We start from the raw sequence: 26184 nt of genomic DNA, 5'->3' as shown, positions 1-26184 counted from the left end.
GTCAAAGCGACGACGGATCGGATCGCCGCGGCCCACGGCTGCCGGTCGTCCGTCCCACCGACCCGAGGTGGCTTCGGACTGGGGCGGTCGCCTGCGAGCGCTACTCGTCCGGGGTCACGCTCGTCACGGTTCCGACGCCCTTGGACTGGCCCTCGCGGAAGACGAACCGCTGGCCCTCCTCGACGAGATAGGGTCGGAACTTGAACTCGACGGTGGTCGAGCCGGTGTCGCCGGGGAGGAGTTGCCCCCCAGTGGGGTGGAAGGCGGCGGCCTCGCTCACGGTCTCGAGGTGGACGACGGGTTCGTAGCCGTCGTCGATCCGGGTGGGGTGGTTGAGCACCATCACGTCGGCCTCGAACCTCCTGACTGGGTCGGGGTCGGCGTCGCGCGGGAGGAGCACCATCCCGCGTTCGAGGTCCGCCTCGCGAACCCCTTTCAACGCGATGCCGACGATCCGACCGGCCTTCGCCGAATCCACTCGGTGGTAGTGCATCTCGATCGAGCGGACCTCGACGGGTCGAAAGACGCCGTCGCGGAAAGGACCTAAGAGGAGTTCGTCGCCCGCCTCGACGGTGCCCGAGCGGACAGTCCCGGAGGCCACCGCGCCGACGCCCGTGACCTGGTAGCTCCGGTCGATGTACATCGAGAACTCGCCGGCGGCGCTCCCGGTCTTCGGGAGGCGCTCGAACAGCTCGTCGAGCGCGTCGAGCCCGTCCATCGTGACCGCGCTAGTCCTGAGGATCGGGACCACCGTCTCGCTGATCTCCTCGACCGCGGCGTCGACGCCGTGGCGGGCGACGGAGAGGGGGGTCTTGCCGACCTCGCGGAGGAGGCGTTCGACCTCGCCCTCGACCGCGGCGACGCGTTCGTCGTCCACCATGTCGGTCTTCGTGATGGCGACGAGTGTCGGGAGTTCGGTGGCGAGCAGGACCCCGAGGTGTTCGCGAGTGGTCTTGGTGGGGCCGTCGTCGGCCGCCACGGTGAGCATCCCGTAGTCGAGCTTCTGTCCGACGAGCCCGCGGATGGTGGTTCGGAGCCAGGGCTCGTGGCCCACCGTATCGACGAACGAGACGAGTCTATCGGCTTCCTCGACGACGGTAGCGCGGTCGGCCTTGCGGGTTGGGTTGCGGGTGTGGACCGCCTCGCCGTCGCGGAAGCCGTAGACCGCGTAGGACAGATCCGCCGAGAGCCCGCGCTCGACCTCGTGGGGCTGGACGTCGAGGTAGCTTCGCGTGCCGCCATCGCCGTCGTCGGCCTGGCCGGTGACAAGGCTCCCGACGAGGGTGCTCTTGCCGTGGTCGACGTGGCCCGCCGTGCCGACCACGATGTGGCCGTCGTCCTCGATCATCGCGCCCTCGTGGATGGTCGCGACGCCGACGAGTCCGCCCTCGATCCCCCAGGTGTCGACGGACTCGATGTGCGCCTCGGCCTCCTCGCTCAGCAGCGAGAGCACGTCCATCGTCTCGGAGAAGACGTCGGGTTCGATGCCCGCGAGTCCTCCATCGTCGGTGACGCCGACGACGTAGATGGCCTCGCCGTCGCCCGAGAGCACGCGGTGGCGGAGCTGGGCGGCGAGGCTTTCGAGTCTGCCGTCGGCGAGATGGAGGTCCTTCGTGAGCCGTTCTTTGAACTCGACGTTGCCACCCTCCTGCTCGCCCGTGGCGAGCGCCCGTTCGAGGATGGCCTGGTCGGCGGCCATGTGAGGTGATGGCGTGGCGAGCGCAAAAAGCTTCGTGCGGTGGGTTAGGGGTGGTGGCTATTCACATTGTGATTGGTACGTAGGCGATTCTGTACTTCTTATCGAATTTGTGTATATCGATACTGATCCCGGATGTGCTGGTGGTGGTAGCTTCCGTGCGAAGCAGCATTCATCAATCGTTGGTAAATTCGTTCTGGGACGTTGTGATATTGATAGACGTCCCCGCTGTGGAATTCGATCTCAAGGAGGGACTGCTGTGGGTCATAACCGACACTTTTCAGGTTGCTTGACGAGACTGATGTTCGCTTCATAGTGGATATGACAATCAACCCGTTCTAACAGTCGACATACTCCGTGTCGTGACTTTTAGGGCAGCTGTTATTATTGCATGGAGGGAGTCTGTCCGTCGAATCATCAAGCTCAGCTTCCCAATCGCAATTGGTGCAGCAATACGTTCCTACACCTGGTTTTCACCGACATCGTACGTCATGATTAATTTGTGATCTCTGATCCTATATATCTGCTGTCTGGAGTAGGACAATACGATACAAATATGCGGTTTCACACTATCTAAACTCAGCCTGTCCCGATCACGTTAAGCGCTTCAGAAAATCTTCGATATACCTAGCCTCCGTCACATAATCTGCCGCCCGTTTCGCAGTCTCGTCGCCGTTTCGCCACCGCGCATGACTTGGAACCGAAATCGTTGGAAAATAGCGCCAGCCCAGTCGCCACGATAACTCACCTATCCAATACCGACTCGTACTCCTCGTCGGTGATGTGCTCCATCCACGTCACAGCCGCGCCGTCCTGTTCCTCCTGAATCGCGATGTGGGTCATCGCCGTGTCCGGTCGTGCCTGGTTCCTCACCAGGGCTTTCGATGTCGCATCGCCGCCCAGAACGGTCGGCGTTCGACGAGCACGAACCCTACGACCACGACCGCGAACCCCACGAAGACACCGAGAGCGACCCGCTCCCCGAAGAGCAGCCATCCGAATACGGAGGCGACGATCGGTTGCAGATAGAAGGTAAGACTCGTTCTGGAGGGGCCGATCCGATCGATGAGTTCGAAGTGGACCGTGTACAGTACCCCCGTTGCGAGGACGCCCAGCACGAACAGCGCGGAAAGGGTCCCCGTCGTCCACTCGATCGAAGCGACCGACTCACCGACGCCGAGGCTCACGACGTGGTTGAACGCCCCAGCGAGAAGCGCCCCCCACGCGGTGAGCGCGGTTCGAGGTATCGAGGGATCGAGTCGCTGGGTCAGGACGCTCCCGAGCGCGAAAATGGCGACGCTCGATACCATGATACCGATCCCGACCACACGCGCCGTCAGGAGGTTCGAGGGGGTAGGGCCGATCACGACGATCACGCCGACCAACCCGAGGCCGATGCCGACCGCATCGACCCAGTCGCGCGATGCTGTCGGGAGAACGAGAACGGCGAAGCCGGTCATGAGAAGGGGCATGAGGCTGTACGCGATCGACCCGACGACACTGCTCACGTGTTGTTGCCCAGTCAAAAGGAGGGTGTTCATCAGGCCGAGGGTGAAGACGCCGGTGAGCACGACCCCGAGTACGTCACGGCGAGTGCGAGGGAGCCGATACTCCTCGAACATCCCGACGACGGGGAGTAACACTATCCCCGCGATGTCAAGCCGAAGGGCCGCGAGGAGGACGGGTGGAACGTACGGGAGCCCGAGTTTCGCGCCGATGAAAACCAGTGCCCCGAACACGCAGTACAGCCCGAACAGTCCGACGTTCCAATACTGTACCCGGGTTCCTCTTACCACCGGGGGAGTGGTCTTGTAGACGCTCCTGATGGAGTGTACTCCGTACGAGGGTATCCGATGATCAAGGTCATCGTACCCCGGTCTCGGGTGTCGTAGCCGAAAAATACGTCGAAAGCACCCTCTCTCGATGTGAAACGCCTGACGAAAGACCCATCATCGATAGTGGTCGGCATCGCTTCCACGATAGTGTACGTTCCGCTATCCCGACCTCACTTCGGACCAACCGCTTCAAGCGCTTCCAAGAACCCCTCGGCATACCCACTCTCCATCACGTAATCCGCCTCCCGTTTCGCCGTCTCGTCGGCGTTCGCCACCGCGTACGATTCGCCTGCCACGCGGAACGTCGCGGCGTCGTTCTCCGAATCCCCTATCGCGACGAAATCGCCGGGCGCACGGCCAAGCCGGTCGGCGGCGGTCTTCAGACCCTCGCCCTTGTCGACGTCGGGAGAGGTAACGTGGTAGGCGTAGCCGGTGTCGAAGACCCGGAGGCCCTCGTCGGCGGCCAGTTCCCGAAGGGGTTCGAGCGGTGATTCCCTACTCACCGCGAGTTCGGTCTCGCGCCAGCGGTTGGTGAGGTCGAGGTCGCCCCAGCCGAGGTCGTGGCCCGCCTCCCGATACCGCTCGGCCACGCGTTCGGCCCCCGCGCGGTCGCCGACCACGACGAACTCCTCGCACTCCTCGGTGTCGAAACACACTACGCCGCCGTTCTCGGCGATCACTCGCACTGGGATCCCCACGAACTCACAGAGTGCGACGGGGTAGGGCGCGGCCTTGCCGGTCGCCACCACCACGGGCGCGGGCCACTCCCGGAGGGCGTCGAAGACCCGCGGGTCGACCGCACGATTTCGGTTGGTGAGGGTGCCGTCGATGTCTACGGCGAGCGGCGGAGCGGGGTCCGATTCGGGCATGGCTCTCCTCGGCCCAGGCGGGGCTTACGGCTTTCCACTCGTGAGGCGCTCGTAGGCTTCGTTGACCCGCCTGAATCGCCGTTCGTCGCCGTCTTCGGTATCCGGGTGGACCTGTTTCACCCGCTCGCGGTAGGCCGACCGGACCGCCGCCTCGCCCGCACCGGGGTCGAGCCCGAGCACCTCGTAGGCCTCGGCAGCGCTCGGACCGTCGGTTCCCCCGCCCGGACCGCGCGCTCCGCCGACCCGCTCCCGTCGACCACCGGTCGGTCCCTCGCGAAAGCCCCGCGGCCCAGCCCCGAATCCCCCGCCGGCCCGTCGGTTCGCGGTCGTCTCCCGAAACCCAGGGGCCCGGGCCTGCCGGCGGACGCGCTCTCCCAGCCGGCCGCTGACGTGATACCAGAGAACGTAGGTCACGACCCCGAACGGGACCGCGACGGCGAGCACCACGGGACTGTAGACGAACCCGAGTATCGCGAGGACGACGGTCAATCCCGCGAACACCGACGCGAGACCGACGAGGAGCCGCGGTGCGCTCACGGCCGGCCTTGGGTGTCGAACGGCCTAAACGTCTCGCCACAGATTCAAGGCGCTCGACCCCCAACTCGAACCATGAGCGTCGCCTCCCTGTGTGCAGTGTGCGAGAGCCGGGAAGCCGAGCGCACCTGCGACCGCTGTGGCCGCGGCGTCTGCGCGCAGCACTACGACGACGCGTTCGGCCTGTGTCTCGACTGCACCGACAGCGCCGGGTCGGGGGGTCCCGGCGGCCCCAGCGACCCCGATGGAACCGGTCGGGACGACGTCGACGACAACGTCCAGTTCTAGCTTCACCTGAAAGCGACCGTCTGTTCGCCCGTCCGCGCACGGTAGCCCGGCGTTTCGATGGTTTCGCAGGCAGTAGCCTTTTACTTTATCTCCGCTGGGGGTACGTATGACGGAAACCCTCGGCCATCTCGGGATGGCGTTGATCTTCCTCGCCCCGGCGTGGCTGTTCATCGACGAGAAGCGGACGGCGGCCCTCTTCGTCGCCGTCGGTTTCTGGTTCGGCCCGGTACCGGACGTCGACACCTACCTCTCGAACTGGTTCCCGAATCAGATCCACCACCACGGCATCGTTCACACCCTCCTCGCCGTCGTCGTCATGACCGCGATCCTCGGCCCGGTCCTCGGCTGGTTGCTCAAGCGCGTCTTCGGCGGGACGAGGTGGTTCTCGAAGAAAGCGAGCCAGCGCGCCACCTGGATGGGCGTGATCGCCGTCGGGGCCGCGCTGACCTCCCACCTGTTCGCGGACATCCTCTCGGCCCCCGACATCTCGACCCGGATCGAGCCGCTCTGGCCGGTCGTCCAGGGACCGATCGCGTACGTCGACGTGCTCTACTACGATTCGGTCTGGGCCACGATCGGGCTGTTCGTCCTCGGCTTGCTGGCCAACGCCGTCTTCTTCGCCTGGCGAACCCAGCGCGGTGCCTCAATGGGGTCGGCGACCGAGAGCTGATCCGCGCTATCGGAACTCGTTGAGCCGGCGTTTGAGTCGCTTGGCCGCCTCGCCGGCCGCCCCCGCGAAGTCCTCGCCCTCGCCCGCGAAGGTGATCCCCCGCGAGGAGTTCACGAGCCCGACGCCGTCCGCGAGCCCGTACTCGACGGCGGCTTCGGCATCGCCACCTTGTGCACCCACGCCGGGGACCAGGAACGGCAGGTCGGGCGCGACCTCCCTGACCCGTTCGAGCTCGTCGGGCGTCGTGGCTCCCACGACGAGTCCCACGTTGTCGTGCTCGTTCCACCCGCTGGCGAGGCGTGCGACCCGCTCGTAGAGGCGCTCGTCTGTGGCGAGTTCGAGGTCCTGGAGGTCGCTCCCGCCTGGATTCGAGGTCCGACACAGCACGAACACGCCGGCGTCCGTGCGCGAGAGGAACGGGTCGAGCGAATCCCGGCCGAGGTAGGGGTTGACCGTGATGGCGTCCACGGTGTCGAGCACGCGGGCGTACTGGCGGGCGGTGTTGCCGATGTCGGCGCGTTTGGCGTCGAGGAGCACGGGTACGTCCTTGCCGTGGGCGTAGGCGACGAGTTCGCGGAGCGCGCGCCACCCATCCGGGTCCTCGTAGAAGGCGGCGTTGGGCTTGTAGCACGCGGCGTGCTCGTGGGTCGCGTCGATGATCCGGCGGGCCCAGGCCCACCGTGGGAGGTCGTGGTCGGCGAGGTGGTCGGGCAGCCGGTCGGGGTCGGGGTCGAGACCCACCGAGAGCACGCTGTCGGCGGTCTCGATGCGCGCGCCGAGCCGTTCGAAGAACATGGTCGATACTCGAAACCGGTCGGCCTACCGTTTTCGGCTCGTCCGCCACACTGATACCCCCCGCCTCCATCCTGTGGGTATGCCAGTCACGGCGGTCGCGTTCGACCTCGATTACACCCTCGCGGTTCCCGACCGCGACCGCCAGACGCTCCTCGACGACGCCACCGAAGCGGTCGGCGCGCCCCGGTTCTCGCGCGAGGCCTACCTCGACGCCCACCGCCGGCATCTCACCAACGAGACGCGCGAGGCGATCTTCGCCGACCTCCTCGGCGAGGATAGTACTGTGTCGCCGGCGGCGCTCGCCGACGCCTACCGCGACGCGATCGAGGAGGCGCTCGTCCCCGTCGAGGGGGCCGAAGCCCTCGTCGTCGACCTCAAGGAAACCTATCGCGTCGGGCTCCTCACCGACGGCCCGGTCCGCGCCCAGCAGGCCAAACTCGACGCGCTCGGCTGGGCCGACCTGTTCGATACGGTGGTGATAACGGGCTCGCTCGCTGCGGGTAAACCCGACGACCGCACCTTCGCGGCGATCCTCGACGGGCTGTCGAGCGCGCCCGACGAGACGGTGTACGTCGGCGACCATCCCGAGGCCGACATCAGGGGTGCCCACGCCGCGGGGCTCCGGACGATACAGATCCTCGACGGGAGCGACGCCGTCCCCGAGGCCGACGCCGGCATCGAACGCGACGCGCTCGCCGCCGACCTCCCCGGACTCATCGGGGACTTGTAACTTCCCGCGCCGTCCCTTTCCTCAGCCTTCGTGGAGTTCGGAGAGCGCGTGTTCGGCCACCTCGCCGACGTCGACCCCTCGGCGGCGGGCGTAGACCACCGCGGCGGCCTCGATGGTGAGCCCGAGCGAGCCCTGGAGCCGGTTTATCTCGGCGACCGCGGTGCGTTTCTCGGTGCCGTCGGCCACCACGCTGTCGAGCACGCGCTCGAACGTCGAGCGCTGTCGGAGGAGGTCCTCGCTCGGGACGAACCCGTCGGGGATCGTCACCTCGTCCGGGTCGAAGCCGGGTTCGAGGCCGGCGTCGGTGCGTTCGAGGAGGCCCTCGCCGACCGCGACGTCCGCGAGGCGTTTGGCCTGGTCGGGCGAGAACCAGTCCCGGTCGAGCGAGAGCGCTACCACGAACTCGCTCTCGGCGAGTTCCATCTCGCCACGACCCAGAAACGGTGCGGCGACGGCGCTCCGGAGACTCACACGGGAGGGCCACGGTCGAGCGGCCTAAAGGCTCCGATAGACCCGCATCGAGCGATTCAAATAGCGCGCTCGTCGTGTGGGAGGTATGAAAGACCAGGGACGCTCGACGAAGAAGCGAACGGGCGGGCGACGACGACCGACGCGCGGCAAACGCAAACACCAGCTCGGCAGCGAGGGCACCGAGACCCGCGTCGGCGAGCCGAAGCTCAAGACCGTCACCTCGCGCGGCAACACCACGAAGGTCCGGGCGATCGCGACCGACCGCGCCACCGTCGCCGTCGACGGCGAGACCCGAAGCACGACCATCGAGAACGTGGTCGAGAACCCCGCGAACCCGAACTACGTCCGACGGAACATCGTCACGAAGGGCGCGCTCGTCGAGACCGGCGAGGGCACCGCGCGCGTGACCTCCCGCCCCGGCCAGGACGGGCAGGTCAACGCCGTCCTCGAAGAGTAACTCGATTCTTGCGGCTCGCGGCCGTGGCGGTGCGGCCGCTGTGCGGTTACGGAGCGTCTCGGCGAGCGATAGCGAGCCGAGGCTCAGGAGAACTCGTCTCCTGGTGGATGAAGGGCGAGACTGCGAGCGGAGCGAGCAGTCGAGGGCTTCAGCGGTCGCGGTGCTGTGCGGGGTTGATTAGTGGTTGTACCGCGAGTGAGCCGTCAGGCGAACGAGCGGCAGTTTTTAGTCCGCCGGAAGACGCGAAGCGTCTTCCGAGCCTTGCTTCGCGATGCTTAGCAAGACAGGTTTTGGGGCGGGGGAATCGCGCTCGCTTCGCTCGCGCTCAACCCCCGCCCCAAAAAGTGGGATCTTAGAACGAGAGGTTGTTCTCCATCCCCTCGGTGGCCTCGTCGAGGCCGTCGCGGGTGGCCTCGGTCGTGTGGTCTTCGAGGTCGGCATCGAGGTAGATCTCGTCGAAGACCTCCCGGAAACGGTCGCCGACCGCGCGGCGCTCGGCCCAGGTTTCGAGCACCCGGCCGTAGCGCCGGACCGTCGGCTCGTCGACGTCGAACTCCTCGGCGACCGCCGCGACCTCGGTCCCGTCCTCGAGCCGCTCGCGGAGGGTATCGAGGTCGAACGGGGCCTCGACGTCGTCGTTCCGAAAGAGGTGGAGGTCCATTCGGGCCTGGAAGACGGTGTGGCGCGACTCGTCGACCGCGTCGGCGAGTTCGGCGTCGGCGTCGTCCTCGTAGAACCCGCGGACGATGGCGACGAGCCGCTCGCGGTCGAGGTCGGTCGTGAACTCGTAGCGCTCGTCCATCGCCGCGATCACGTCGGCGGTACGCTCGTCTGGCGAGCCCTCGGGTGCGATCGCCCCCCGCTCGTCCTCCTGGCGCTCGGTGACGCTCGACGCGTCGGTGACGTCCATGAAGATGTCTCGGAGCTCCTCGGTTTTTTCGTCCATTGCCACGCGAACGAAGCGTCTGACACCGGCGAATAAAAACCCACCGGCGACCCGAACCCGGGTTCGTCAACCAGACTTATTAGAGGGGTTGACGAAAGGTCGCCATCATGAGCACGGAGACCACCGACACCGAGCTCGTCGGCGACGAGACCGCGGCCAACCTCGCGCGGGCGGCGCTGTTCGCGGCGCTGCTGGGGGCCTTCGCCTACGTGGCGTTCCCGTATCCCCTCTCGCCCGCGCCCGTGACGCTGCAGGTCCTCGGGGTGTTCCTCGCGGGCCTGTTCTGTGGCCCGGTCTGGGGGGCGGCGGCCTGTGGGCTCTACCTCCTCGCGGGCGCGCTCGGCGCACCGGTCTTCGCACTCGGTACCGCGGGACTCGGGGTCCTCCTCGGCCCGACCGCTGGCTATCTCTGGTCGTACCCCCTCGGCGCGGCGGTCATCGGCGGCCTCGCCTACGGCCGGTCGGCGGTCGAACCCGGTCGAGTGGGCCTCGTTCGGCTCGTCGTCGCACTCGTCGCCGGCATCGTCGTGATCTACACCTCTGGAACCCTCGGGCTGATGGTGACCCAGCAGCTCGGACCCGTGGAAGCGTTCCTGACCGGCGCGGCGGCGTTCCTGCCGGCGGAGGCGCTGAAGGCCGCCGCCGCGGTCGGGATCGTCAGAAGCGACGCGCTCGTGACCGAATGATCGAGACCCGCGACCTCGTCCATCGCTATGGCGACGGGGAAGACGGAAGCGCTCGACCGGCGGTCGACGGCGTCTCGATCTCCATCGACGACGGCGAGTTCGTGGCGCTCGCGGGCCCTAACGGCTCGGGGAAGACGAGCCTGGTGCGGCTGTTCAACGGGCTGCTCACACCCGATTCGGGCTCCGTCGCGGTCAACGGGGTCCCGGTGGCCGACGACCTCGTGGCCGCCCGGAGCACGGTGGCGATGACGTTTCAGGACCCGAAGGACGGTTTCGTCGCTGCGACGGTCGGCGCGGACGTCGCGTTCGGGCCGGAGAACCTGGGGCTCCCGAGGGAGACGATCGACCGGCGGGTCGAGCGGGCGCTCTCGGCGGTTCGGCTGGCGGGGCGCGAGGACGACCGGATCGACCGGCTCTCGGGCGGCGAGCAGGCGAGAGTCGCGATCGCTGGCGCGCTCGCGATGGATCCGGATCACCTGATACTCGACGAGCCGTTCGCGGGGCTCGACGAACCCGCACGGGCGTCGGTCCTCGACAGGTTGGCCGCGCTCTCGGCCGACGGGACGAGCATCGTTGTCGTGACTCACGACCTCCGTGATCTCTTCGGGCTCGCCGATCGGGTAGTTGTCCTGCGTGACGGTCGGGTCGCGCTCGACGCCGCACCCGAGAGCGCCCGCGACCGACTGGCGAGGCTCGACGTGCGGGTTCCGGTCCGCGGAGCGGACCCGTGACCCTGGCGTACGAACCCGGCGACTCGGTTGCTCACCGGCTCGACCCGCGAACGAAGCTCGCCGTTCAGGTGGGGTTCGCGGTCGCGGCGTTCGCCCACACCACCCCGCGTGGGCTCGTCGTCGCGACCGGCATCGCGGCCGTCGTCCTCGCCGCCGCGTCGACCTCACCGGTCGACTCGCTCCTCGAGGTGCGGTACGCGCTCCCCTTCCTCGTCGCCGGGCCGGCGGTCGCGGCGCTCACGCTCGGCCCGCCGTGGGTCGCCCTCTCCGAGGCCAGCGGACCGGCGCTGGCGAGCTACCGGGTCCTGCTCGTGCTGGTGGTGAGCACGGCCTACGTCCGGACGACGCCGGTCCGGGATTCGCGCGCCGCGATCCAGCGGACGATCCCGGGGCGGACGGGCCGGCTGCTCGGGGTCGGCGTGGCGCTGGTCTTTCGGTTCCTGCCGGTGTTGTTGGCCGACCTCAGGGGCGCGCGAACGGCGATGCGGGCGCGTCTCGGCACCGAACGTCCGCTGGTCGAACGGATGCGGATCGTCGCCGCCGCGGGCGTCGGGCGGGCGTTCGGGCGGGCCGATCGGCTGGGACTCGCGCTCCGTGCCCGGTGTTTCGCGTGGAACCCGACGCTTCCGGCCCTCCACCTGTCCAGGCTCGACGGCCCCGCCCTCCTCGTCGCGGGCGGCTTGCTCGCGTGGGCGGCGGTCTGACGCCCACTGGATATATGCCCGTCGACCCCGAAGCCCGCGCATGGTGCTCGACGCAGCTGACTGGGAGGCCGCCGACCCGACCAGCGACGTCATCACGCAGGTCCGGGACGTCCTCACCGACGACGAAACCCACGCCTACTGCGTCGACGACTTCTTTCGCGACGCCGGCCCGGAGCCCGAGGGGTTCGAACCCCTCGCCGCGCTGCTCGAAGCCCTCGACTGGCAGGTCTCGAAACAGCGCTCGGAGATCCTCGTCGAGATGGCGCTCGAAACCCTCGTCTCGCGCGACGTGGCGGAGAAACGCGTGCGCCACGAGGACGGCGACGCGGTCGCGTACTACCGCGCCGCGTGATGGGTCGTGTGGGAGCCGTCCCTCAACTGTTGCCAAGATTTAACCCCGACGGTCGATACGCTAACAGTAGTAAATGATACTTCCACTCCAGGCCGGAACCGTCACCCGGGAGACGTTCTGGCTGGTGGGCCCGGTGGGGAAGGCGGTGTTTTACTTCCTCGCGGCGCTCGCGGTCGTGCTCTTCCTCTATGGGGTCTACGACCGGTTCGCGCGCTACGCCCGGGGGCCCGACGACGCGTTCGAGCGGCTCGACGACCTCCCCGGCCGGGTGGCGAGCGCCGCGAGTACGGTGCTCTCGAACCGCAACCAGTTCGACCGCGACCTCTACGGCGGGCTGATGCACACCTTCATCATGTGGGGCTTTCTCACCCTGCTGATCGGCACCACGATCCTCGGGATCGACATGGACGGCTACCGGCTCGTGACCGGGCTGCTCGGCGAGGAGCAGTCGTTCTTCGTCGGCGATTTCTACCTCTCCTACTCGTTGATAATGGACGCGCTCGGCTTCCTGTTCGTGGTCGGACTGGGGATGGCGATCTACCGCCGACACGTCGTTCGGACCGACCGGCTTTGGGGTCGTCACACCAGCCTCGAGGACGGCGGCTTCGTCTGGGTGCTCTTCTTCCTCGGCGTGGGTGGCTACCTCCTCGAAGGCCTCCGCATCCTCGCGACCGGCTTCCCGAGCTTCGAGACGGTGAGCTTCGTCGGCTGGTTCGTCGCGGACGCCCTCCGCGCCGCCGGCGTCTCCCAGAGCCTCGCGACCGCCCTCTACCCGGCGGCGTGGTGGTCGCATTCACTCTTGGCGCTCGGGTTCGTCGCGTGGGTCCCCTACGCCAAACCCTTCCACATGATCTCGAGCTTCGCGAACGTCGTGACCCGCGACGAGAAGGCCGGTGTTCGTCTGCCGGGGGTGCCCGCAGACGCCGCGCCCGACGAGATCGGCTTCACCGAAGTGGAGGACATGTCCTGGCGACAGCGCCTCGACCACGACGCCTGCACCAAGTGCGGCCGGTGTTCGTCGGTCTGCCCCGCGAAGGCGGCGGGCCGGCCGCTCGATCCACGGAACGTGATCCTCGACCTGAAGAACTACCGCGAGTCGGTGGACGCGGGCGGCGAGACGAAGGACATCGTGGCCGACGGCGGTACGAGCGTGATCGACTCCCGGACGATGGAGTCGTGCATGTCGTGTATGGCCTGCATGGACGCCTGTCCCGTCGACATCGAACACGTCCCGCAGTTCACGGAGATGAACCGCCGGCTGACCGAGATGGGCGAGATGGACGACAACGTTCAAGAAACCATGATGGACGTCTTCCAGCAGGGCAACTCCTTCGGCGACCCCGAACGCAAACGCCCCGACTGGGTCGAGGCGCTGGATTTCGAGGTGCCCGACGCCCGCGATCAGGAGGTCGAGTACCTCTGGTACGTCGGCGACTACCCCTCCTACGACGAGCGCAACAGACGAGTGGCACGCTCGCTCGCGACCATCCTCGAACACTCCGGGGTCTCCTACGGGATCCTCTACGAGGACGAGCAGAACGACGGCAACGACGTTCGGCGAGTCGGTGAGGAGGGCCTCTATGAGATGCTCGCCGAGGACAACGCCGCCGCGTTCGAGGCGTGTGAGTTCGAGAAACTCGTTTGTACCGACCCCCACAGCTACAACACGTTCGAGAACGAGTATCCCGAACTCGACGGCGTCGAGTGGAACGCCGAGGGCGAGATCGACGTCCACCACTACACCCAGGTGGTGCAGGAACTCGCGGAGACCGGACGGATCGACCTCTCCGGAACCGAACTCGACTATACCGTCACTTACCACGACCCGTGCCACCTCGGCCGGATGAACGACGAGTTCGAGGCCCCGCGCGACCTGATCCGCCGAACCGGGTGTACGCTCGACGAGATGCCCAGGAACCGGGCGAACTCGTTTTGCTGTGGTGGCGGCGGTGGCGGGCTCTGGATGGACTTCGACGAGGAGCCCAAACCCAGCGAGGAGCGCCTCCGGGAGGCCCTAGAGGACACGGATGCGGGGTCGGGAGTCGAGAAGTTCGTCGTCGCCTGCCCGATGTGCATGACGATGTACGAGGACGGTCGCAAGACGGGGAACTTCGAGGAGGAGATCGAAGTCGTCGGGCTCTCCGAACTCCTCGCCGAGGCGATCGAGGCCGGTGGACGAACGGGACCGAACTCGGGGACGGGAACCGACTCGACGGCGGGGACGGCACCGGCCGACGACTGACCCGTTCCGTCAGAGCAGCCACTCGATGACGCCGAGCGAGAGCGCCGCGAGCGCGCTCTCGAAGACGAGGGTGCCGACCGCCGAGAGCACCACGAACTGCCGGGTTCGCATCTCGGCGAAGCCCGCGGGGACGGTGAGCATCCCGCGCGTGAACAGCAGGGAGTTGCTCACCGGGACGACGAGGGGGCCCCAGCGGTCGAACCACCCGTCGAAGGTCGCGAGGCGTTCGTCGCTCACCCGGAACCACCGCTTCTCGAGGAGCCACTCCCGGCCGCCGCGCTTCGCGAGCGTGAACAGCGCGGTCTGTCCGATCGTCGCCCCCACCACGGCGACCCCGATGATGGCGGCGATCTCGGGGACGGTCCCCCCCAGCAGCCCGATCGAGATCGGCACGATCGCCTCGCTCGGCATGAAGTACATCAACATCGCGCCTTCGAGCACGAACACGCAGAGGAGTGCCACGAACGCGTACTCCGAATCGAGGAGATCCCGCAGGAGTTGCGGCATCTCGGCTATCTGGAGGGCCGGCCCGAGCATCGCCGGAGCTACTTCGGTGGCTCCTAAATCAGTTCCGTCACGCCGCGGGGGTTTTGCCGCTCGCGGTCGTCCGTTCGACATGGACCTCACCCATCGCCCGCGGCGGCTTCGTCGGGACGGCCTCCGCGGCCTCGTTCGCGAGACCGACCTCCGACCGACCGACCTCATCGCGCCGGTGTTCGTCGATGCGACGACCGACGAGCGGGTCCCGATCGAGTCGATGCCGGGTCACGAGCGCGTCCCCGTGAGCCAGGCCGCCGAACGCGTCGCCGAGGTCGAGGCGACCGGCGTCGAGAGCGTGATGGTCTTCGGCATCCCCGAATCGAAGGACGAACGCGGCACCCGGGCCTGGGCCGACGACGGCGTGGTCCAGCGCGCGCTCCGGGCGATCACGGACGAGACCGACGTCTTCGCGATCACCGATGTCTGTCTCTGTGAGTACACCCAGCACGGTCACTGCGGGGTGCTCACCGACGAGGCGTACGAGCGGTGGGAGGGAACCGCCACCGACGGCGGGACGACGATGGGTGACGGGCGGCCCGACCTCACCGTCGACAACGACGCGACCCTCGACCTCCTGGGGAAGGTCGCCGAGAGCCACGCCGCGGCGGGCGCGGACATGGTCGCGCCGAGCAGCGCGACCGACGGCATGGTGGGTGCCATTCGGGGGGCGCTCGACGGTGCGGGCTACGAGGCCGTCCCGGTCATGTCCTACGCCGCGAAGTACGAGAGCGCGTTCTACGGTCCCTTCCGCGACGCCGCGGACGGTGCCCCCGCCTTCGGCGACCGCCGGCACTACCAGATGGACCCCGCGAACGCGCGCGAGGCGCTCCGGGAGGTCGACCTCGACGTCGAGGAGGGCGCGGACGTGCTGATGGTCAAACCCGCGCTGCCCTACCTCGACGTCGTGCGGCAGGTCCGCGACCACACCGACTACCCGGTGGCGGCCTACAACGTCTCCGGCGAGTACGCGATGCTCCACGCCGCCGCCGAGAAGGGCTGGCTCGACCTCGACGAGGTAGCGCTCGAATCGCTGTTGTCGATCAAACGCGCCGGCGCGGACCTGATCCTCACCTACTTCGCCGAGCGCGTCGCCGAACGGCTCTGACTTCCGACTGTTCGATAACGCCACGAAACACGTCGTGTCGGGGCGCGCGCGAGGCCGGCACGATAGGTCACGATCGAATCGACGAATACGGATCACAAGTTTTCGCGAACGGAGCGCGGGCGTTTCCGACCGGACGGAACCTAATATGGTATAGATACACTTCAATATTGAACACATGTTTACCGTATGTGGCTTGAACACTCCCTCGACAGGTGGAATATTTATATACTATCACTTCCAGACGTCTTCGCGTGATGGGGACCACGAACATGGTCAAAACGACGAATAATCCGAACGAACAGCTACCGATTTACGATGTATCTGGGCAGGTGATCCGGAAATGACCGACGTGCTGCTCCAGTCCGGGCTCGACGTCGGGGTGCTCGCCGACGGGGTGAACAACGTCTGGGTGTTGACGGTGACCTTCCTGATCTTCTTCATGCACGCGGGCTTCGCGATGTTGGAGGCCGGTCAGGTCAGGGCGAAGAACGTCGCCAACCAGCTCACGAAGAACATGCTGACGTGGTCGATCGGCGTCGTGGCCTTCTTCCTCGTCGGCGCGGCGGTCTCGACGGTCGTGGCCGGGCTGACGGGCGGCGGCGGGGTCGATATCGGCGGGGCGTTCGGTAGCGTCATCGCGCCCGCGGACCCCACCGCGTGGGTCGGCTGGCTGTTCAGCGCGGTGTTCGCGATGACCGCCGCCACGATCGTCTCGGGTGCGGTCGCGGGGCGGTGTAAGCTCCGGGCCTACGTCACCTACACCTTCCTGCTCGCTGCGGTCATCTACCCCGTCGTGACGGGCGTCACCTGGGGCGGCGGCTTCCTCGCCGACTTCATGGGCGTCGGTTTCCACGACTTCGCGGGCGGCATGATCGTCCACGGCATGGGTGGGGTCGCCGGTCTCACCGCGGCGTGGGTCATCGGTCCCCGGATCGACCGCTACAACGACGACGGCAGCGCGAACGTGATCCCCGGTCACTCGATGACGTTCGCGGTGCTCGGCACCCTCATCCTCTGTTTCGGCTGGTACGGCTTCAACGTCGGCACGGCGGCGACGGTGTTCACCGCCGAGAACGACACGCTCGCGCTCGGCGCGTTCGCGAGCACCGTCGGTCGGGTCGCGCTCACGACCACGCTCGCGATGGGGACCGGCGCGCTCGGTGCCGCCGGCGTCTCGTTGCTCAAGAGCGAGAAGGTCGACACCCTCTTCGTCGCCAACGGGATGCTCGCGGGCCTCGTGGTCATCACCAGCGTCACGGACGCCGTGACGTGGTGGGGCGCGATGGTCCTCGGGCTGCTCGCGGGCGGTCAGCTCCCGATCGTCTTCTCGTTCGTCGAAAAACGCCTCAAGATCGACGACGTCTGTGCGGTCTACCCGGTCCACGGCTCGGCCGGCGCGATGGGCGCGGTTCTCTTCCCGTTCTTCGCGGTGGGCGGTTTCTCCGTCACGCAGCTCATCGTCCAGGTCGTCGGCGTCACCGTCATCGGCGGCTGGACGATCCTCGCGACCGCGGCGGTCTTCTACGCGTTCAAGGCGGCCGGCCAGGCACGCGTCACCCCCGAACACGAACGCAACGGACTCGATAGCTCCGAACACGGCGTCGACACCTACCCCGAGTTCGGCTTCGGCGACTCGGGCGGTCCCGTCGCCGACGGTGGGATGGTCCGCTCGATCGACGACGAGACGATCCGGACCGACGGAGGCGAACCCAACGACGGGGAGCTCAAGATGATCACCGCCGTCGTCCGCCCGGAGAAGCTCAACGCAGTCAAGAGCGCGCTCTCGGAAGCCGGCGCGCCCTCGCTCACGGTGACGAACGTCTCCGGCCGGGGCAGCCAGCCGGTCACGAAGGGCCAGTGGCGCGGCGAGGAGTACACCGTGGACCTCCACCAGAAGGTCAAGATCGAGTGTGTGGTCGCCGAGATCCCCGCCGAGGACGTGGTCGACGCCATCGTCGAGCGGGCTTCGACCGGTGAACCCGGCGACGGCAAGGTGTTCGTCACGCCCGTCGAGGACGCCGCCCAGATCCGGACCGGCACGCACGGGCCAGACGCGGTCTAAGAACCCACTTTTTTACTTCGTCGGGTTCGCCTCCGGCGAACCACTCCTCGCAAAAACCTGGACTAAAAAGGGCCGCTCACTCGGCTTCGCCTCGCTCGCGGTACAACCACTAACCATCCCCGCAACCGCCGAAGCCCTCGGCGCGCTCGCTCCGCTCGCGGTACTCGTTTCACTCGCACTCCCGCCTCGCCCTTCATCCACCAGGGGAGCACCGCTCCCCTGAGCCTCGGCTCACATTCGTTCGCCGAGACGCCAGGACCGCACCGCCCCCGCCACCACAGTCTCGGCTCGCTACCGCTCACGGTTCACTCCGTTCACCGTTCACATCCGAGGTTCGACCGGAGGGAGAACCTCGCTCCGCTCGCCGAGACACAGCACCGCAACCGCACCGCAAACCGCGACCGCACCGCCGCCGCACGGCGGCTCACTCGAAGTAGGCCTTGTAGGCTTCGAGGGTCTCCTCGACGTCCTCCTCGGTGTGGGCGTCGCTCACGAACTGGGACTCCATCTGGTTCGCGGTCAACAGGACTCCCCGATCCCGCATTGCAGGCCTGAACAGCCGGTCCCAGCGCTCGGTCTCGGCGTTCGCGACGTCCGCGCCGGTCTTGGGACACCGCTCGAACCGCGCGCAGTCGGGCTCCTGCCGACAGCCCGCCCGACAGGAGTCGCCGACGCCCTCCGACCCGCCGCGGGTGAAGACGAGCTTGAACATGCTCTCGGTTCCGAGGACGGTGTAGCCCGGCGCGCGCTCGTCGACGATGTCGGTGATACCCGATCGCAGCTTCTCGCCCAATCGGTTCACGTGGTCGTAGACGTCGTTCTCGGCGGCGTAGCGCAGGGTTTCGAGCCCCGCCGCCATCGCCATCGGGTGCCCCGAGAACGTCCCGGACTGGAAGACGTCCCCCGCCGGCGTGAACGACTCGACGATCTCGGCCGGGCCGCCGACCGCACCCGCCGGAAGCCCGCCGCCGATGATCTTCGCGAACGTGGTGAGGTCGGGTTCGACGTCGAACTTCCCCTGGGCGCACTGCAGTCCGCCGACTCGAAAGCCCGTCATCACCTCGTCGAACACGAGCAGCGCGCCGTGGTCGTCGCACAACTCCCGAAGGCGCTCGTGATAGCCCTCGACCGGCAGCACGCTCGCGGTGTTCCCGAGCAGGGGTTCGGTGAGCACCGCCGCGATCTCCCCCTCGTGGGCCTCGAAGACGCTTTCGAGGGTCTCGGTGTCGTTGAACGGCACCGGGATGGTCTCGGCCGCGAAGGACTGCGGTATCCCCGGCGAGGAGGGCCGTGGCGCGTCCGGCGAGCCCTCGACCAGCGTCGACTCCTGGGCCCCGTGGTAGCCCCCTTGCATCACGACGACCTTGTCACGGCCGGTGTAGCCCCGCGCGAGCCGGACCGCCGACACGGTGGCCTCGGTGCCCGAGTTCACGAACCGCAGCATCTCCACGCTCGGCACGTGGCGGGCGACGAACTCCGCGAGTTCGACCTCGACCTCAGTTGGCGCACCGTACATCGGCCCCGCGCTCATGTGGGATTGGACTGCGGCGCGCACCGACTCCGGGAGGTCGTGGCCGAGGAGGAGCGGGCCGTAGCCCATCACGTAGTCGATGTAGCGGTTGCCGTCGGCGTCGATGAGGTGGGCTCCGTCGCCGCGCTCGGCGAACGCGGGGTAGGGCTGGGTCGCACGCACCGAGGAGTTCACGCCGCCCGCGAGGACGGAGAGGGCGCGGTCGTAGAGGTCGCGCGAGCGCTCGCGATTCATGAACCGGGGTACGACAGGGGACGGAATGTAACTGTCGAACGGCGATACGTTCCAACCCGTCGCCGCGACGCCCTCCCCCTTTCGACCGATCCATCCAGTGGACACTGACCGCGCCCGATAAGTGCGGCCGGGCCCAACCGCGACCATGCGACACCGGAAACTCGGGGGCTCGGACGTCGAGGTCAGCGAGGTCGGTTTCGGCGCGTGGACCGTCGGCACCGACTGGTGGGGCGACCGGAGCGAGCGCGAGAGCATCGAGATGCTCCGTCACGCCGCCGACCGGGGGATCACCTTCTTCGACACCGGCGACGTCTACGGCCACGGCCGGAGCGAGGAGCTCGTCGGCCAGGCGTTCGCCGACCGCCGCGACGAGGTCGCCATCGCCACCAAGGTCGGCTACGACTTCTACAACAACCCACAGGCCGGCCACGGCGAACTCCCGAAGGTCATCACGCCCGAGTACATCCACGAGGCGGTCGAGGAGAGCCTCGATAGGTTGGGCACCGACCACGTCGAACTCCTCCAGCTCCACAACGCGAACGTCGACGAGGTGAACAGTGATATTCTCGAAGCCCTCGACGAACTCAAGGAGGAGGGCAAGGTCGAGGCGCTCGGCTGGGCGCTCGGCCCCTCGATCGGCTGGCTCGCGGAGGGCGACGCCGCGATCGAGAACGAGTTCGACGCCGTCCAGGTGGTGTTCAACCTCTTCGAGCAGGTGCCGGGCAAGCACTTCATCGAGACCATCGAGGACCTCGACGCCGAGACCAGCCTGGTCCCGCGCGTGCCCCACTCCTCGGGGATCCTCAACGAGCAGGTCACCCCCGAGACCGAACTCGACGCCGGCGACCACCGGGGCTTCCGGCCCGACGAGTGGTACGACACCGGCTGGGAGAAGGTGGAGCAGCTCCGATTCCTCGAACGCGATGGCCAGCGCACGATGGGCCAGGCCACGATCCAGTGGCTCCTCGCCCACGACGCGGTCGCCTCGGTGACGCCGACCTTCCGCACCGCCGCCGACATCGACGAGTGGGCCGCCGCGCCGGAGACCCCCCGACTCTCGGACGAGGAGTTCGAGCGCGTCGCCGAACTCCACGAGGACGGCTACGGCATCACCCGCGACGACGGAATGCACGGCTTCCGGTCGTCGGTCGATGGAGCCGATCTCGACGCCGTCGGCGCGAAGTACGCTGGCGACTGACCTTCGGATTCCGATGGCCGTCTTCGGCCGGTGTGGTGCCCAGCTTCTCGGCGAACGAATGTGAGCCGAGGCTCGGGAGAGCCGTGCTCTCCTGGTGGATGAAGGGCGAAGGAGCGAGTGAAACGAGCGACTGAGGGCTTCGGCGGTGCTGTGCGGAATTGGTAGTGATTGTACCGCGAGCGAGGCCGTTAGGCCAAGCGAGCGGCAGTTTTTAGTCCGCCGGAAGACGCACAGCGTCTTCCGAGCCTTGCTTCGCATTGCTCAGCAAGACAGGTTTTTGGACGGGGGAATCGGGCCGCTTCGCGGCCCTCAACCCCCTGCAAAAAAGTGGGCCTCTATATGACGCGGTTCTGGAGGTAGTCGAGGTGTTTCGCGTTGTAGACGATCTTGACCTCGTCGGCCGCCGGCGACCCGATGCAGGTCAGGCGGACGTTGCGGTCCTCGACTTCCTCGTCCGAGAGGATCTGCTGCATGTCCATGTCGATCTCGCCCTCTTTGAGGATCGACGCGCAGTTCGCACACGCGCCCGCCCGGCACGAGAAGGGCCAGTCGTAGCCCTGTGCTTCTGCGGCTTCGAGGATGTACTCGGACTCGTTGACGTCGATCTCGCCGTAATCCTCCTCGTCGAGTCCGGCGTCCGCGGCCTTCTCGAAGAGGTCGTCGTCTTCAACGTTCCAGCCCTGGTCGTCGACCACTTCGTAGTTGACGTATTCTACGGTAGGCATCAACAGCCCGTTCTCCCCCGAAGGTGTTAGATGTTTTCGTTCCCGAATTCGGCTCGCCCAAACCTCAGCGTGGAGATCGACGGCGGTTCCAGTGACCGGGAAACAGGCGATGGGGATCGCTGCTATCGCTGCCGTATATTCATTCCGTCCGGGATCACTCGCCACGTTTTCAGTGCGTTTAGGCCGCCCGACCGTGTAGACGAACCATGTTCGAGACGTTCGAGGTCGTTCCCGCGGTCGACATCGAAGGCGGGCAGGTGGTCCAGCTCGTCGGCGGCGAGCGCGGTAGCGAGAGCGCCTACGGCGACCCGGTCGAGGCGGCCGAACGCTGGGTCGCGGCGGGGGCGCGTACCCTCCACCTCGTCGACCTCGACGGGGCGTTCGACGGCGAGCGGCGCAACGCGACCGCGATCGAGCGGGTCGTCGAGACCGTCGATATCCCTGTTCAGCTCGGCGGCGGCATCCGAACCGCGGCCGACGCCCGCTCCCTCCTCGATGCCGGCGTCGACCGGGTAATCCTGGGCACGGCCGCGGTCGAGAACCCCGAGGTCGTCGCGGCGATCAGCGACACCCACCCCGGGAGCGTGGTCGTGAGCCTCGACGCCAGCGACGGCGAGGTCGTGGTCTCGGGTTGGACGGAGGGCACAGGAATAGATCCCGTCGAAGCCGCAGCGGGCTACGAGGAGCGCGGCGCGGCCGGAATCTTGTTCACCGACGTCGACGTCGAGGGGCGGCTCGCGGGCGTCCGCGCCGACCGCGTGAGCCGGCTCGCCGAGGCGGTCTCGATCCCGGTGGTCGCGAGTGGGGGGGTCGAGACCCTCGACGACGTCCGGACCCTCCGCGACGCCGGCGCGAGCGCGGCCGTCGTCGGCACCGCGCTCTACGAGGGCCGGTTCACGCTCGGGGACGCCATCACGGCGCTCGCCGAGGACTGAGCGCCACGTCCCGCCGAACAAAACCGCCTTATGCCCGCTGCGCCGAGGGCTCACATGACCAGGCGTGCGACCGTGGCGCGCGAGACGGCCGAAACCACGATCGAGGTGACGCTCGCGGTCGACGGCGACGGCGAGTCGACCGCGGACACCGGGATCGGCTTCCTCGACCATATGCTGGATTCGTTCGCGAAACACGGCTTGTTCGACCTCGAGGTCTCCTGTGACGGCGACCTCCACATCGACGACCACCACACGACCGAGGACGTCGCGATCACGCTCGGCGAGGCCTTCGACGAGGCGCTCGGCGACCGCACCGGAATCGCTCGCTTCGCGGACCGGAAGGTCCCCCTCGACGAGGCGGTCGCCGGAGTGGTGGTCGACGTCTCGGGTCGACCGCTGTTCGAGTTCGAGGGGGAATTCTCCCAGGGCCGAGTGGGCGAGTTCACGAGCGCGATGGCCCCCCACTTCTTCCGGTCGCTCGCGACGAACGCCAACTTGACCCTCCACACGGAGGTCTCCGGCGAGAACGCCCACCACGAGATCGAGGCGCTGTTCAAGGCCGTCGCGCGCGCGCTCGACGACGCCACCCGGCCCGACGACCGCCGCGAGGGGGCCCCGAGCACGAAGGGCACCCTCTCCGAGTAGCGGCTCGACCCCTGCCGACGGGTTCGGTCATCCGGGGGGAACCAGTGGAAAGGTACTTTTCGGTGGGCCGTCAGTCGATCGCCGTGCCGAAACCGACCGACCACACAGCGTTCGAACGTTCGTTGACCGTCGGGACCGGCGGGGCGGTCGCGGTGGGGCTGCTCTTCCTCTCGCTCTCGATCCTCGGGCTCGCGCTGGCGGACGTCGTCATCGCCGTCGGCATCCTCCTCGTGCCCTTCCTCGCCGTGCTCACGTACTATCGGCATGGGGGGCGGACGGCCGATCTCGGCTACTACGCCGACCAGTACTGGCGCGATCGGTACCCTCACTGGTACGGCGAGGAGACGGCCGACCAGAGCAGCCGGAATGCCGATAGCCTCGCGACACTCCGCGAACGCTACGCCCGTGGCGAACTCACCGAGACACAGTTCGAGCGGAAGCTCGACGTGCTCCTCAACACCGAAACCCGCGAGAACGCAGCCGAATGGCGGCGATCCGGGACCGAGCGCACGCTGGAGGAGGCCGACCAGTTGAATTAACCCTCCGGATGCGATACGGAGGTGTAGAGACGATGTTCGACGAGATCATGGCGAAGTTCGCCGGCAGTCCGGGCCAGCAGGCCGTCGTCCGGCTCCTGCTCGAACGCGGCTTCTCGGTGAACGAGAGCGGTCGGGTGGTCTCGGGGGGCATCGAAATCCCGAACACCCAGGTCGCCGCGGAGGTCGGCGTCGACAGACGCGTCGTGGACTCGACCACCGACGCGCTGCTGGCCGACGACGAACTCCGACCCATCTTCCACAACATCTCGGCGGTGCCGAGCCTCCGGGACCTCGCGCCGGTGCTCGATCTCTCGGTACTCACCGTCGAAGTCGCCGACGCCGAAGCTTCGGGGATCGTCGCTGCGATCACGGGCGCGATCGCCGACCACGGGGTGTCGATCCGCCAGACGATCAGCGAGGACCCGGAGTTCACCGACGTCCCGACGCTCTCGGTCATCACCGACGACCCGCTCCCGGGCGAGGCCCTCACCGAGATCCGGGAGATGGCGTTCGTCCGCCGGCTCGAACTGGAGTGAACGAGACCTACCGAACCGTCGGGACCCGCGGCGAGGCCGCCTTCGAGGAGCGCGGCTCGCGGTTCGTCGGTCGCATCGCGCCGGTCGAGTCCGTCGCGGAGGCGGAGACGTTCGTCGAGGAGATCACCACTCAGTACGCCGACGCGACCCACAACGTCCCCGCCTACCGGGTTCGGACCGACCCGCTCCGTGAGTACTCGAACGACGACGGCGAACCCGGTGGCTCGGCGGGCAAACCCACGCTCACCGTGCTCCAGCGCGAGGCGCTCGAAAACGTCGCGGTCGTCGTCACGCGCTACTACGGGGGGACGAACCTCGGGGTGGGCGGCCTCGCGCGCGCCTACGCCCGCGCCGTGAAAACAGCGGTCGAGGACGCGGGGGTCGTCGAATCACGACCTCACGAGACGGTCGTCGTCGAGGTCGAGTACGACGATTCCGGGCTCGTTCGGGGGATCCTCGAGAGCGCGGCCGTCGAGTTCGAGGCGCGCTACGACGAACGCGTCGGGTTCCGGGTTCGGGTACCGACGGCCGAGAGCGACGACCTCCGTGACCGACTCCTGAGCGCCACCAGCGGCCGGGCCGACATCGACGCCGACGAGTAGTTCGGCCGGACGTTCGGTCGACCGTCGCGTTCGATTCGGACCGTGCACCGACCGCACCGGGATCCGTTCGAGAAGCCGGCTCAGAGCCGCGAGAGCAGGATGTCGGGGTCCTCGATCCCCTCGATGAGTCGCTCCATGAACCGGTTCGCGGTCACGCCGTCGATGAGGCGGTGGTCGAACGAGAGCGAGAGCGGGATCCGGGTCTGGACCTCGACCTCGCCGTCGACCGCGACCGGCTTGTCCGCGATGGGTTCGATGCCCAAGATCGCGGCTTCGGGGTGGTTGATCACCGGCGTCCCGCCGGTACGGTGCTCCCCGTCGAGCGCGAGGTTGGTGACCGTGAACGTCCCGCCCTGGAGGTCCGCGACGTCGATGGATCGCTCGCGGGCCTGCTCGGCGAGGTCGTTCAGCTCCGTCGCGACCTCCACCAGCGACTTCTGGTCGACGTCCTCGATGACTGGGACCATCAGCCCGTTCTCCGTGTGGGTCGCGAAGCCGACGTTGTAGTAGTGTTTCTCGACGATCTCTCCCGTCGTATCGTCGATGCTGGCGTTCATCAGCGGGAACTCCTTGAGGGCTGGCACGATCGCCTTCAGGAGGATCGGCGTGTAGGTGATGTGGACGTCGTGTTTCTCGTCGAGCCGCTCTTTCAGCGCGACGAGTTCCGTGGCATCCGCCTCGAACTCCGAGGTGAGGTGGGCGGTGACGGTCTTCGAACGCGTCATGTTCTCCGCTATCCGCGCCCGCAGCCCCGAGAGGTCGTAGCGCTCGGAGCGCGACTCGTCCTCGTCGACCGCCGTGGGTTCGATGTCGACGCTCGGGTGGAGGTCTCCCGTGCCGTCCGACTCGGGGGACTCGGCCTCCGCAGTCTCGCCGCCGTCGCCACCCTCCTCACCCGCGTGCGCGTCGATGTCCTCGCGGAGCACCCGCCCGTTGGGGCCGGAGCCGTCGACGTCGCCGAGGTCGACGCCCTCCTCGCGAGCGTAGCGCCGGGTGCTCGGCGCGGCGAACACCCGTCCGTCGCCGGTTTCGGGTTCCGACTCCTCGTCGCCCTCGTCCTCCGTCGATTCGGATTCCTCTGGTCCGTCACCCTCACCGACCTTCGTGACGGCCTGTTTCGGCTCGTCGCCCTCGCTCCCCTCGTCCGCTTGGTCTCCGTCCTCCTCCTCGCCCGCTTCTTCCTGACCGTCCTCGGGTTCCGCCTCCCCGCTCTCGTCCTCGGAGGCTTCCTCGTCCTCTGCTTCGTCTTCGGCTTCTCCGTCGGCCGACCCGTCCTCGTCGTCGCCATCGAAGACGACGATGACCGTGCCGACGTCCACCGTCTCGCCCTCCTCGGCGGTGATCTCCGTCACCGTCCCCGCGACCGGCGACGGGACCTCGGTGACGGCTTTGTCCGTTTCGACCTCCGCGAGCACGTCGTCCTCCGCGACCTCGTCGCCCTCCGCGACCTGCCAGGAGACGATCTCGGCCTCGGTCAGCCCCTCTCCGGGGTCCGGAAGTTCGAACTCGTAGCTCATCGCTCGTCC

30 protein-coding genes are annotated in these 26184 nt (G+C 67.6%); 17 read left to right on the top strand and 13 right to left on the bottom strand.

The annotated features are described in order from the left end of the window. Positions 1-100 precede the first annotated feature (100 nt). The 6 genes from C447_RS01585 to C447_RS01570 all read right to left on the bottom strand — a co-directional run bounded on the left by C447_RS01585 (position 101) and on the right by C447_RS01570 (position 4937). On the bottom strand, positions 101-1699 hold the full coding sequence (locus C447_RS01585) for a GTPBP1 family GTP-binding protein (protein ID WP_007690200.1): 1599 nt from the start codon (positions 1697-1699) through the stop codon (positions 101-103). Between the two features lie 98 nt (positions 1700-1797). Then, complete coding sequence (locus C447_RS17090; RefSeq protein WP_079255001.1) at positions 1798-2010, bottom strand: KTSC domain-containing protein; 213 nt, start codon at positions 2008-2010, stop codon at positions 1798-1800. Positions 2011-2440: 430 nt separating this feature from the next. Next, complete coding sequence (locus C447_RS18705) at positions 2441-2569, bottom strand: cupin domain-containing protein (RefSeq protein ID WP_007690198.1); 129 nt, start codon at positions 2567-2569, stop codon at positions 2441-2443. After that, entirely contained in the window at positions 2566-3492 is a 927-nt protein-coding gene (locus C447_RS01580) for a DMT family transporter (protein ID WP_237713329.1), read from the bottom strand. The genes C447_RS18705 and C447_RS01580 overlap by 4 nt, the downstream gene beginning before the upstream one ends. A gap of 209 nt (positions 3493-3701) precedes the next feature. Next, the gene (locus C447_RS01575; protein WP_007690194.1) at positions 3702-4400 is read right to left on the bottom strand and encodes a phosphoglycolate phosphatase; all 699 of its coding nucleotides are present in this window, start codon (positions 4398-4400) and stop codon (positions 3702-3704) included. A 24-nt stretch (positions 4401-4424) separates the two neighbouring features. After that, positions 4425-4937 carry a J domain-containing protein gene (locus C447_RS01570; RefSeq protein ID WP_007690192.1) on the bottom strand — a complete coding sequence of 171 codons (513 nt, stop codon included), beginning with the start codon at positions 4935-4937 and terminating at the stop codon, positions 4425-4427. Between the two features lie 72 nt (positions 4938-5009). On the opposite strand from C447_RS01570, the gene C447_RS01565 reads away from it, so the two are divergent. Beyond that, a complete protein-coding gene (locus C447_RS01565; RefSeq protein WP_007690191.1) occupies positions 5010-5222 on the top strand; it encodes a hypothetical protein in 213 nt (70 codons plus the stop codon). A gap of 106 nt (positions 5223-5328) precedes the next feature. After that, on the top strand, positions 5329-5892 hold the full coding sequence (locus C447_RS01560) for a metal-dependent hydrolase (protein ID WP_007690189.1): 564 nt from the start codon (positions 5329-5331) through the stop codon (positions 5890-5892). 6 nt (positions 5893-5898) lie between these two features. Here the strand turns inward: C447_RS01560 and pyrF are convergent, their stop codons facing one another. Beyond that, positions 5899-6687 (bottom strand): orotidine-5'-phosphate decarboxylase, encoded by a 789-nt coding sequence (gene pyrF / locus C447_RS01555; protein WP_007690187.1) that lies wholly within the window; start codon positions 6685-6687, stop codon positions 5899-5901. A 79-nt stretch (positions 6688-6766) separates the two neighbouring features. Between pyrF and C447_RS01550 the strand changes: the two genes are divergently transcribed. Then, on the top strand, positions 6767-7417 hold the full coding sequence (locus C447_RS01550; RefSeq protein ID WP_007690185.1) for an HAD family hydrolase: 651 nt from the start codon (positions 6767-6769) through the stop codon (positions 7415-7417). A 21-nt stretch (positions 7418-7438) separates the two neighbouring features. Here the strand turns inward: C447_RS01550 and C447_RS01545 are convergent, their stop codons facing one another. Continuing rightward, positions 7439-7888 (bottom strand): DUF2240 family protein, encoded by a 450-nt coding sequence (locus tag C447_RS01545; RefSeq protein ID WP_007690182.1) that lies wholly within the window; start codon positions 7886-7888, stop codon positions 7439-7441. A gap of 85 nt (positions 7889-7973) precedes the next feature. Between C447_RS01545 and C447_RS01540 the strand changes: the two genes are divergently transcribed. Then, positions 7974-8345, top strand: a complete 372-nt coding sequence (locus tag C447_RS01540) for a 30S ribosomal protein S8e (RefSeq protein ID WP_007690180.1) — start codon at positions 7974-7976, stop codon at positions 8343-8345. Positions 8346-8697: 352 nt separating this feature from the next. Here the strand turns inward: C447_RS01540 and C447_RS01535 are convergent, their stop codons facing one another. Continuing rightward, complete coding sequence (locus C447_RS01535) at positions 8698-9291, bottom strand: helix-turn-helix domain-containing protein (RefSeq protein WP_007690178.1); 594 nt, start codon at positions 9289-9291, stop codon at positions 8698-8700. Positions 9292-9398: 107 nt separating this feature from the next. On the opposite strand from C447_RS01535, the gene C447_RS01530 reads away from it, so the two are divergent. The 5 genes from C447_RS01530 to C447_RS01510 all read left to right on the top strand — a co-directional run bounded on the left by C447_RS01530 (position 9399) and on the right by C447_RS01510 (position 14006). Further along, a complete protein-coding gene (locus C447_RS01530) occupies positions 9399-9977 on the top strand; it encodes a biotin transporter BioY (RefSeq protein WP_007690176.1) in 579 nt (192 codons plus the stop codon). Next, positions 9974-10708 carry an energy-coupling factor ABC transporter ATP-binding protein gene (locus C447_RS01525; RefSeq protein WP_007690174.1) on the top strand — a complete coding sequence of 245 codons (735 nt, stop codon included), beginning with the start codon at positions 9974-9976 and terminating at the stop codon, positions 10706-10708. The genes C447_RS01530 and C447_RS01525 overlap by 4 nt, the downstream gene beginning before the upstream one ends. Next, positions 10705-11412, top strand: a complete 708-nt coding sequence (locus C447_RS01520) for an energy-coupling factor transporter transmembrane component T family protein (RefSeq protein WP_007690170.1) — start codon at positions 10705-10707, stop codon at positions 11410-11412. The genes C447_RS01525 and C447_RS01520 overlap by 4 nt, the downstream gene beginning before the upstream one ends. A 40-nt stretch (positions 11413-11452) precedes the next feature. Further along, positions 11453-11764: a hypothetical protein gene (locus C447_RS01515; RefSeq protein ID WP_007690169.1), complete on the top strand. Its 312-nt coding sequence runs from the start codon at positions 11453-11455 to the stop codon at positions 11762-11764. Positions 11765-11837: 73 nt separating this feature from the next. Beyond that, positions 11838-14006: a (Fe-S)-binding protein gene (locus tag C447_RS01510; protein ID WP_007690167.1), complete on the top strand. Its 2169-nt coding sequence runs from the start codon at positions 11838-11840 to the stop codon at positions 14004-14006. A gap of 9 nt (positions 14007-14015) precedes the next feature. Here C447_RS01510 and C447_RS01505 read toward each other — a convergent pair whose 3' ends face one another. Then, a complete protein-coding gene (locus tag C447_RS01505) occupies positions 14016-14543 on the bottom strand; it encodes a DedA family protein (protein WP_007690165.1) in 528 nt (175 codons plus the stop codon). A gap of 79 nt (positions 14544-14622) precedes the next feature. Between C447_RS01505 and hemB the strand changes: the two genes are divergently transcribed. Together hemB and C447_RS01495 are read left to right on the top strand one after the other, a co-directional pair. After that, positions 14623-15651, top strand: coding sequence for a porphobilinogen synthase (gene hemB / locus C447_RS01500; protein ID WP_007690163.1), 1029 nt, complete (start codon positions 14623-14625; stop codon positions 15649-15651). Positions 15652-15991: 340 nt separating this feature from the next. Continuing rightward, on the top strand, positions 15992-17713 hold the full coding sequence (locus C447_RS01495; protein WP_007690162.1) for an ammonium transporter: 1722 nt from the start codon (positions 15992-15994) through the stop codon (positions 17711-17713). Positions 17714-18137: 424 nt separating this feature from the next. Here the strand turns inward: C447_RS01495 and hemL are convergent, their stop codons facing one another. After that, positions 18138-19478: a glutamate-1-semialdehyde 2,1-aminomutase gene (hemL, locus tag C447_RS01490; RefSeq protein WP_007690161.1), complete on the bottom strand. Its 1341-nt coding sequence runs from the start codon at positions 19476-19478 to the stop codon at positions 18138-18140. A 145-nt stretch (positions 19479-19623) separates the two neighbouring features. Between hemL and C447_RS01485 the strand changes: the two genes are divergently transcribed. Further along, positions 19624-20676, top strand: coding sequence for an aldo/keto reductase (locus tag C447_RS01485; RefSeq protein ID WP_007690160.1), 1053 nt, complete (start codon positions 19624-19626; stop codon positions 20674-20676). A gap of 335 nt (positions 20677-21011) precedes the next feature. Here the strand turns inward: C447_RS01485 and fer are convergent, their stop codons facing one another. Next, the gene (gene fer / locus C447_RS01480; protein ID WP_007690159.1) at positions 21012-21401 is read right to left on the bottom strand and encodes a ferredoxin Fer; all 390 of its coding nucleotides are present in this window, start codon (positions 21399-21401) and stop codon (positions 21012-21014) included. A gap of 206 nt (positions 21402-21607) precedes the next feature. Between fer and hisA the strand changes: the two genes are divergently transcribed. The 5 genes from hisA to C447_RS01455 all read left to right on the top strand — a co-directional run bounded on the left by hisA (position 21608) and on the right by C447_RS01455 (position 24658). Beyond that, positions 21608-22336 (top strand): 1-(5-phosphoribosyl)-5-[(5-phosphoribosylamino)methylideneamino]imidazole-4-carboxamide isomerase, encoded by a 729-nt coding sequence (hisA, locus tag C447_RS01475; protein WP_007690157.1) that lies wholly within the window; start codon positions 21608-21610, stop codon positions 22334-22336. Between the two features lie 54 nt (positions 22337-22390). Next, positions 22391-22981, top strand: coding sequence for an imidazoleglycerol-phosphate dehydratase HisB (gene hisB / locus C447_RS01470; RefSeq protein ID WP_007690155.1), 591 nt, complete (start codon positions 22391-22393; stop codon positions 22979-22981). Positions 22982-23064: 83 nt separating this feature from the next. Continuing rightward, a complete protein-coding gene (locus C447_RS01465; protein ID WP_007690153.1) occupies positions 23065-23520 on the top strand; it encodes an SHOCT domain-containing protein in 456 nt (151 codons plus the stop codon). A gap of 32 nt (positions 23521-23552) precedes the next feature. Next, positions 23553-24056 carry a hypothetical protein gene (locus tag C447_RS01460; RefSeq protein WP_007690152.1) on the top strand — a complete coding sequence of 168 codons (504 nt, stop codon included), beginning with the start codon at positions 23553-23555 and terminating at the stop codon, positions 24054-24056. Then, positions 24053-24658: an IMPACT family protein gene (locus tag C447_RS01455; protein ID WP_007690151.1), complete on the top strand. Its 606-nt coding sequence runs from the start codon at positions 24053-24055 to the stop codon at positions 24656-24658. The genes C447_RS01460 and C447_RS01455 overlap by 4 nt, the downstream gene beginning before the upstream one ends. 80 nt (positions 24659-24738) lie before the next feature. Here C447_RS01455 and C447_RS01450 read toward each other — a convergent pair whose 3' ends face one another. After that, positions 24739-26175: a dihydrolipoamide acetyltransferase family protein gene (locus C447_RS01450; protein WP_007690147.1), complete on the bottom strand. Its 1437-nt coding sequence runs from the start codon at positions 26173-26175 to the stop codon at positions 24739-24741. Between the last annotated feature and the right edge of the window lie 9 nt (positions 26176-26184).

The sequence above is a fragment of the Halococcus hamelinensis 100A6 genome, assembly GCF_000336675.1.
Taxonomy (GTDB): domain Archaea; phylum Halobacteriota; class Halobacteria; order Halobacteriales; family Halococcaceae; genus Halococcus; species Halococcus hamelinensis.
The sequence above is the reverse complement of the archived record's forward strand: the minus strand, read 5'-3'. Positions and strand labels throughout refer to the sequence as shown.

Excerpts from the sequence above, each read along its gene's own strand:
- C447_RS01585 (WP_007690200.1), bottom strand. The coding sequence starts at position 1,699 with ATGGCCGCCGACCAGGCCATCCTCGAACGGGCGCTCGCCACGGGCGAG.
- C447_RS17090 (WP_079255001.1), bottom strand. The coding sequence starts at position 2,010 with ATGAAGCGAACATCAGTCTCGTCAAGCAACCTGAAAAGTGTCGGTTAT.
- C447_RS01575 (WP_007690194.1), bottom strand. The coding sequence starts at position 4,400 with ATGCCCGAATCGGACCCCGCTCCGCCGCTCGCCGTAGACATCGACGGC.
- C447_RS01565 (WP_007690191.1), top strand. The coding sequence starts at position 5,010 with ATGAGCGTCGCCTCCCTGTGTGCAGTGTGCGAGAGCCGGGAAGCCGAG.
- C447_RS01560 (WP_007690189.1), top strand. The coding sequence starts at position 5,329 with ATGACGGAAACCCTCGGCCATCTCGGGATGGCGTTGATCTTCCTCGCC.
- pyrF (WP_007690187.1), bottom strand. The coding sequence starts at position 6,687 with ATGTTCTTCGAACGGCTCGGCGCGCGCATCGAGACCGCCGACAGCGTG.
- C447_RS01550 (WP_007690185.1), top strand. The coding sequence starts at position 6,767 with ATGCCAGTCACGGCGGTCGCGTTCGACCTCGATTACACCCTCGCGGTT.
- C447_RS01540 (WP_007690180.1), top strand. The coding sequence starts at position 7,974 with ATGAAAGACCAGGGACGCTCGACGAAGAAGCGAACGGGCGGGCGACGA.
- C447_RS01535 (WP_007690178.1), bottom strand. The coding sequence starts at position 9,291 with ATGGACGAAAAAACCGAGGAGCTCCGAGACATCTTCATGGACGTCACC.
- C447_RS01530 (WP_007690176.1), top strand. The coding sequence starts at position 9,399 with ATGAGCACGGAGACCACCGACACCGAGCTCGTCGGCGACGAGACCGCG.
- C447_RS01525 (WP_007690174.1), top strand. The coding sequence starts at position 9,974 with ATGATCGAGACCCGCGACCTCGTCCATCGCTATGGCGACGGGGAAGAC.
- C447_RS01515 (WP_007690169.1), top strand. The coding sequence starts at position 11,453 with ATGGTGCTCGACGCAGCTGACTGGGAGGCCGCCGACCCGACCAGCGAC.
- C447_RS01510 (WP_007690167.1), top strand. The coding sequence starts at position 11,838 with ATGATACTTCCACTCCAGGCCGGAACCGTCACCCGGGAGACGTTCTGG.
- C447_RS01505 (WP_007690165.1), bottom strand. The coding sequence starts at position 14,543 with ATGCTCGGGCCGGCCCTCCAGATAGCCGAGATGCCGCAACTCCTGCGG.
- hemB (WP_007690163.1), top strand. The coding sequence starts at position 14,623 with ATGGACCTCACCCATCGCCCGCGGCGGCTTCGTCGGGACGGCCTCCGC.
- C447_RS01495 (WP_007690162.1), top strand. The coding sequence starts at position 15,992 with ATGACCGACGTGCTGCTCCAGTCCGGGCTCGACGTCGGGGTGCTCGCC.
- hemL (WP_007690161.1), bottom strand. The coding sequence starts at position 19,478 with ATGAATCGCGAGCGCTCGCGCGACCTCTACGACCGCGCCCTCTCCGTC.
- C447_RS01485 (WP_007690160.1), top strand. The coding sequence starts at position 19,624 with ATGCGACACCGGAAACTCGGGGGCTCGGACGTCGAGGTCAGCGAGGTC.
- fer (WP_007690159.1), bottom strand. The coding sequence starts at position 21,401 with ATGCCTACCGTAGAATACGTCAACTACGAAGTGGTCGACGACCAGGGC.
- hisA (WP_007690157.1), top strand. The coding sequence starts at position 21,608 with ATGTTCGAGACGTTCGAGGTCGTTCCCGCGGTCGACATCGAAGGCGGG.
- hisB (WP_007690155.1), top strand. The coding sequence starts at position 22,391 with ATGACCAGGCGTGCGACCGTGGCGCGCGAGACGGCCGAAACCACGATC.
- C447_RS01460 (WP_007690152.1), top strand. The coding sequence starts at position 23,553 with ATGTTCGACGAGATCATGGCGAAGTTCGCCGGCAGTCCGGGCCAGCAG.
- C447_RS01450 (WP_007690147.1), bottom strand. The coding sequence starts at position 26,175 with ATGAGCTACGAGTTCGAACTTCCGGACCCCGGAGAGGGGCTGACCGAG.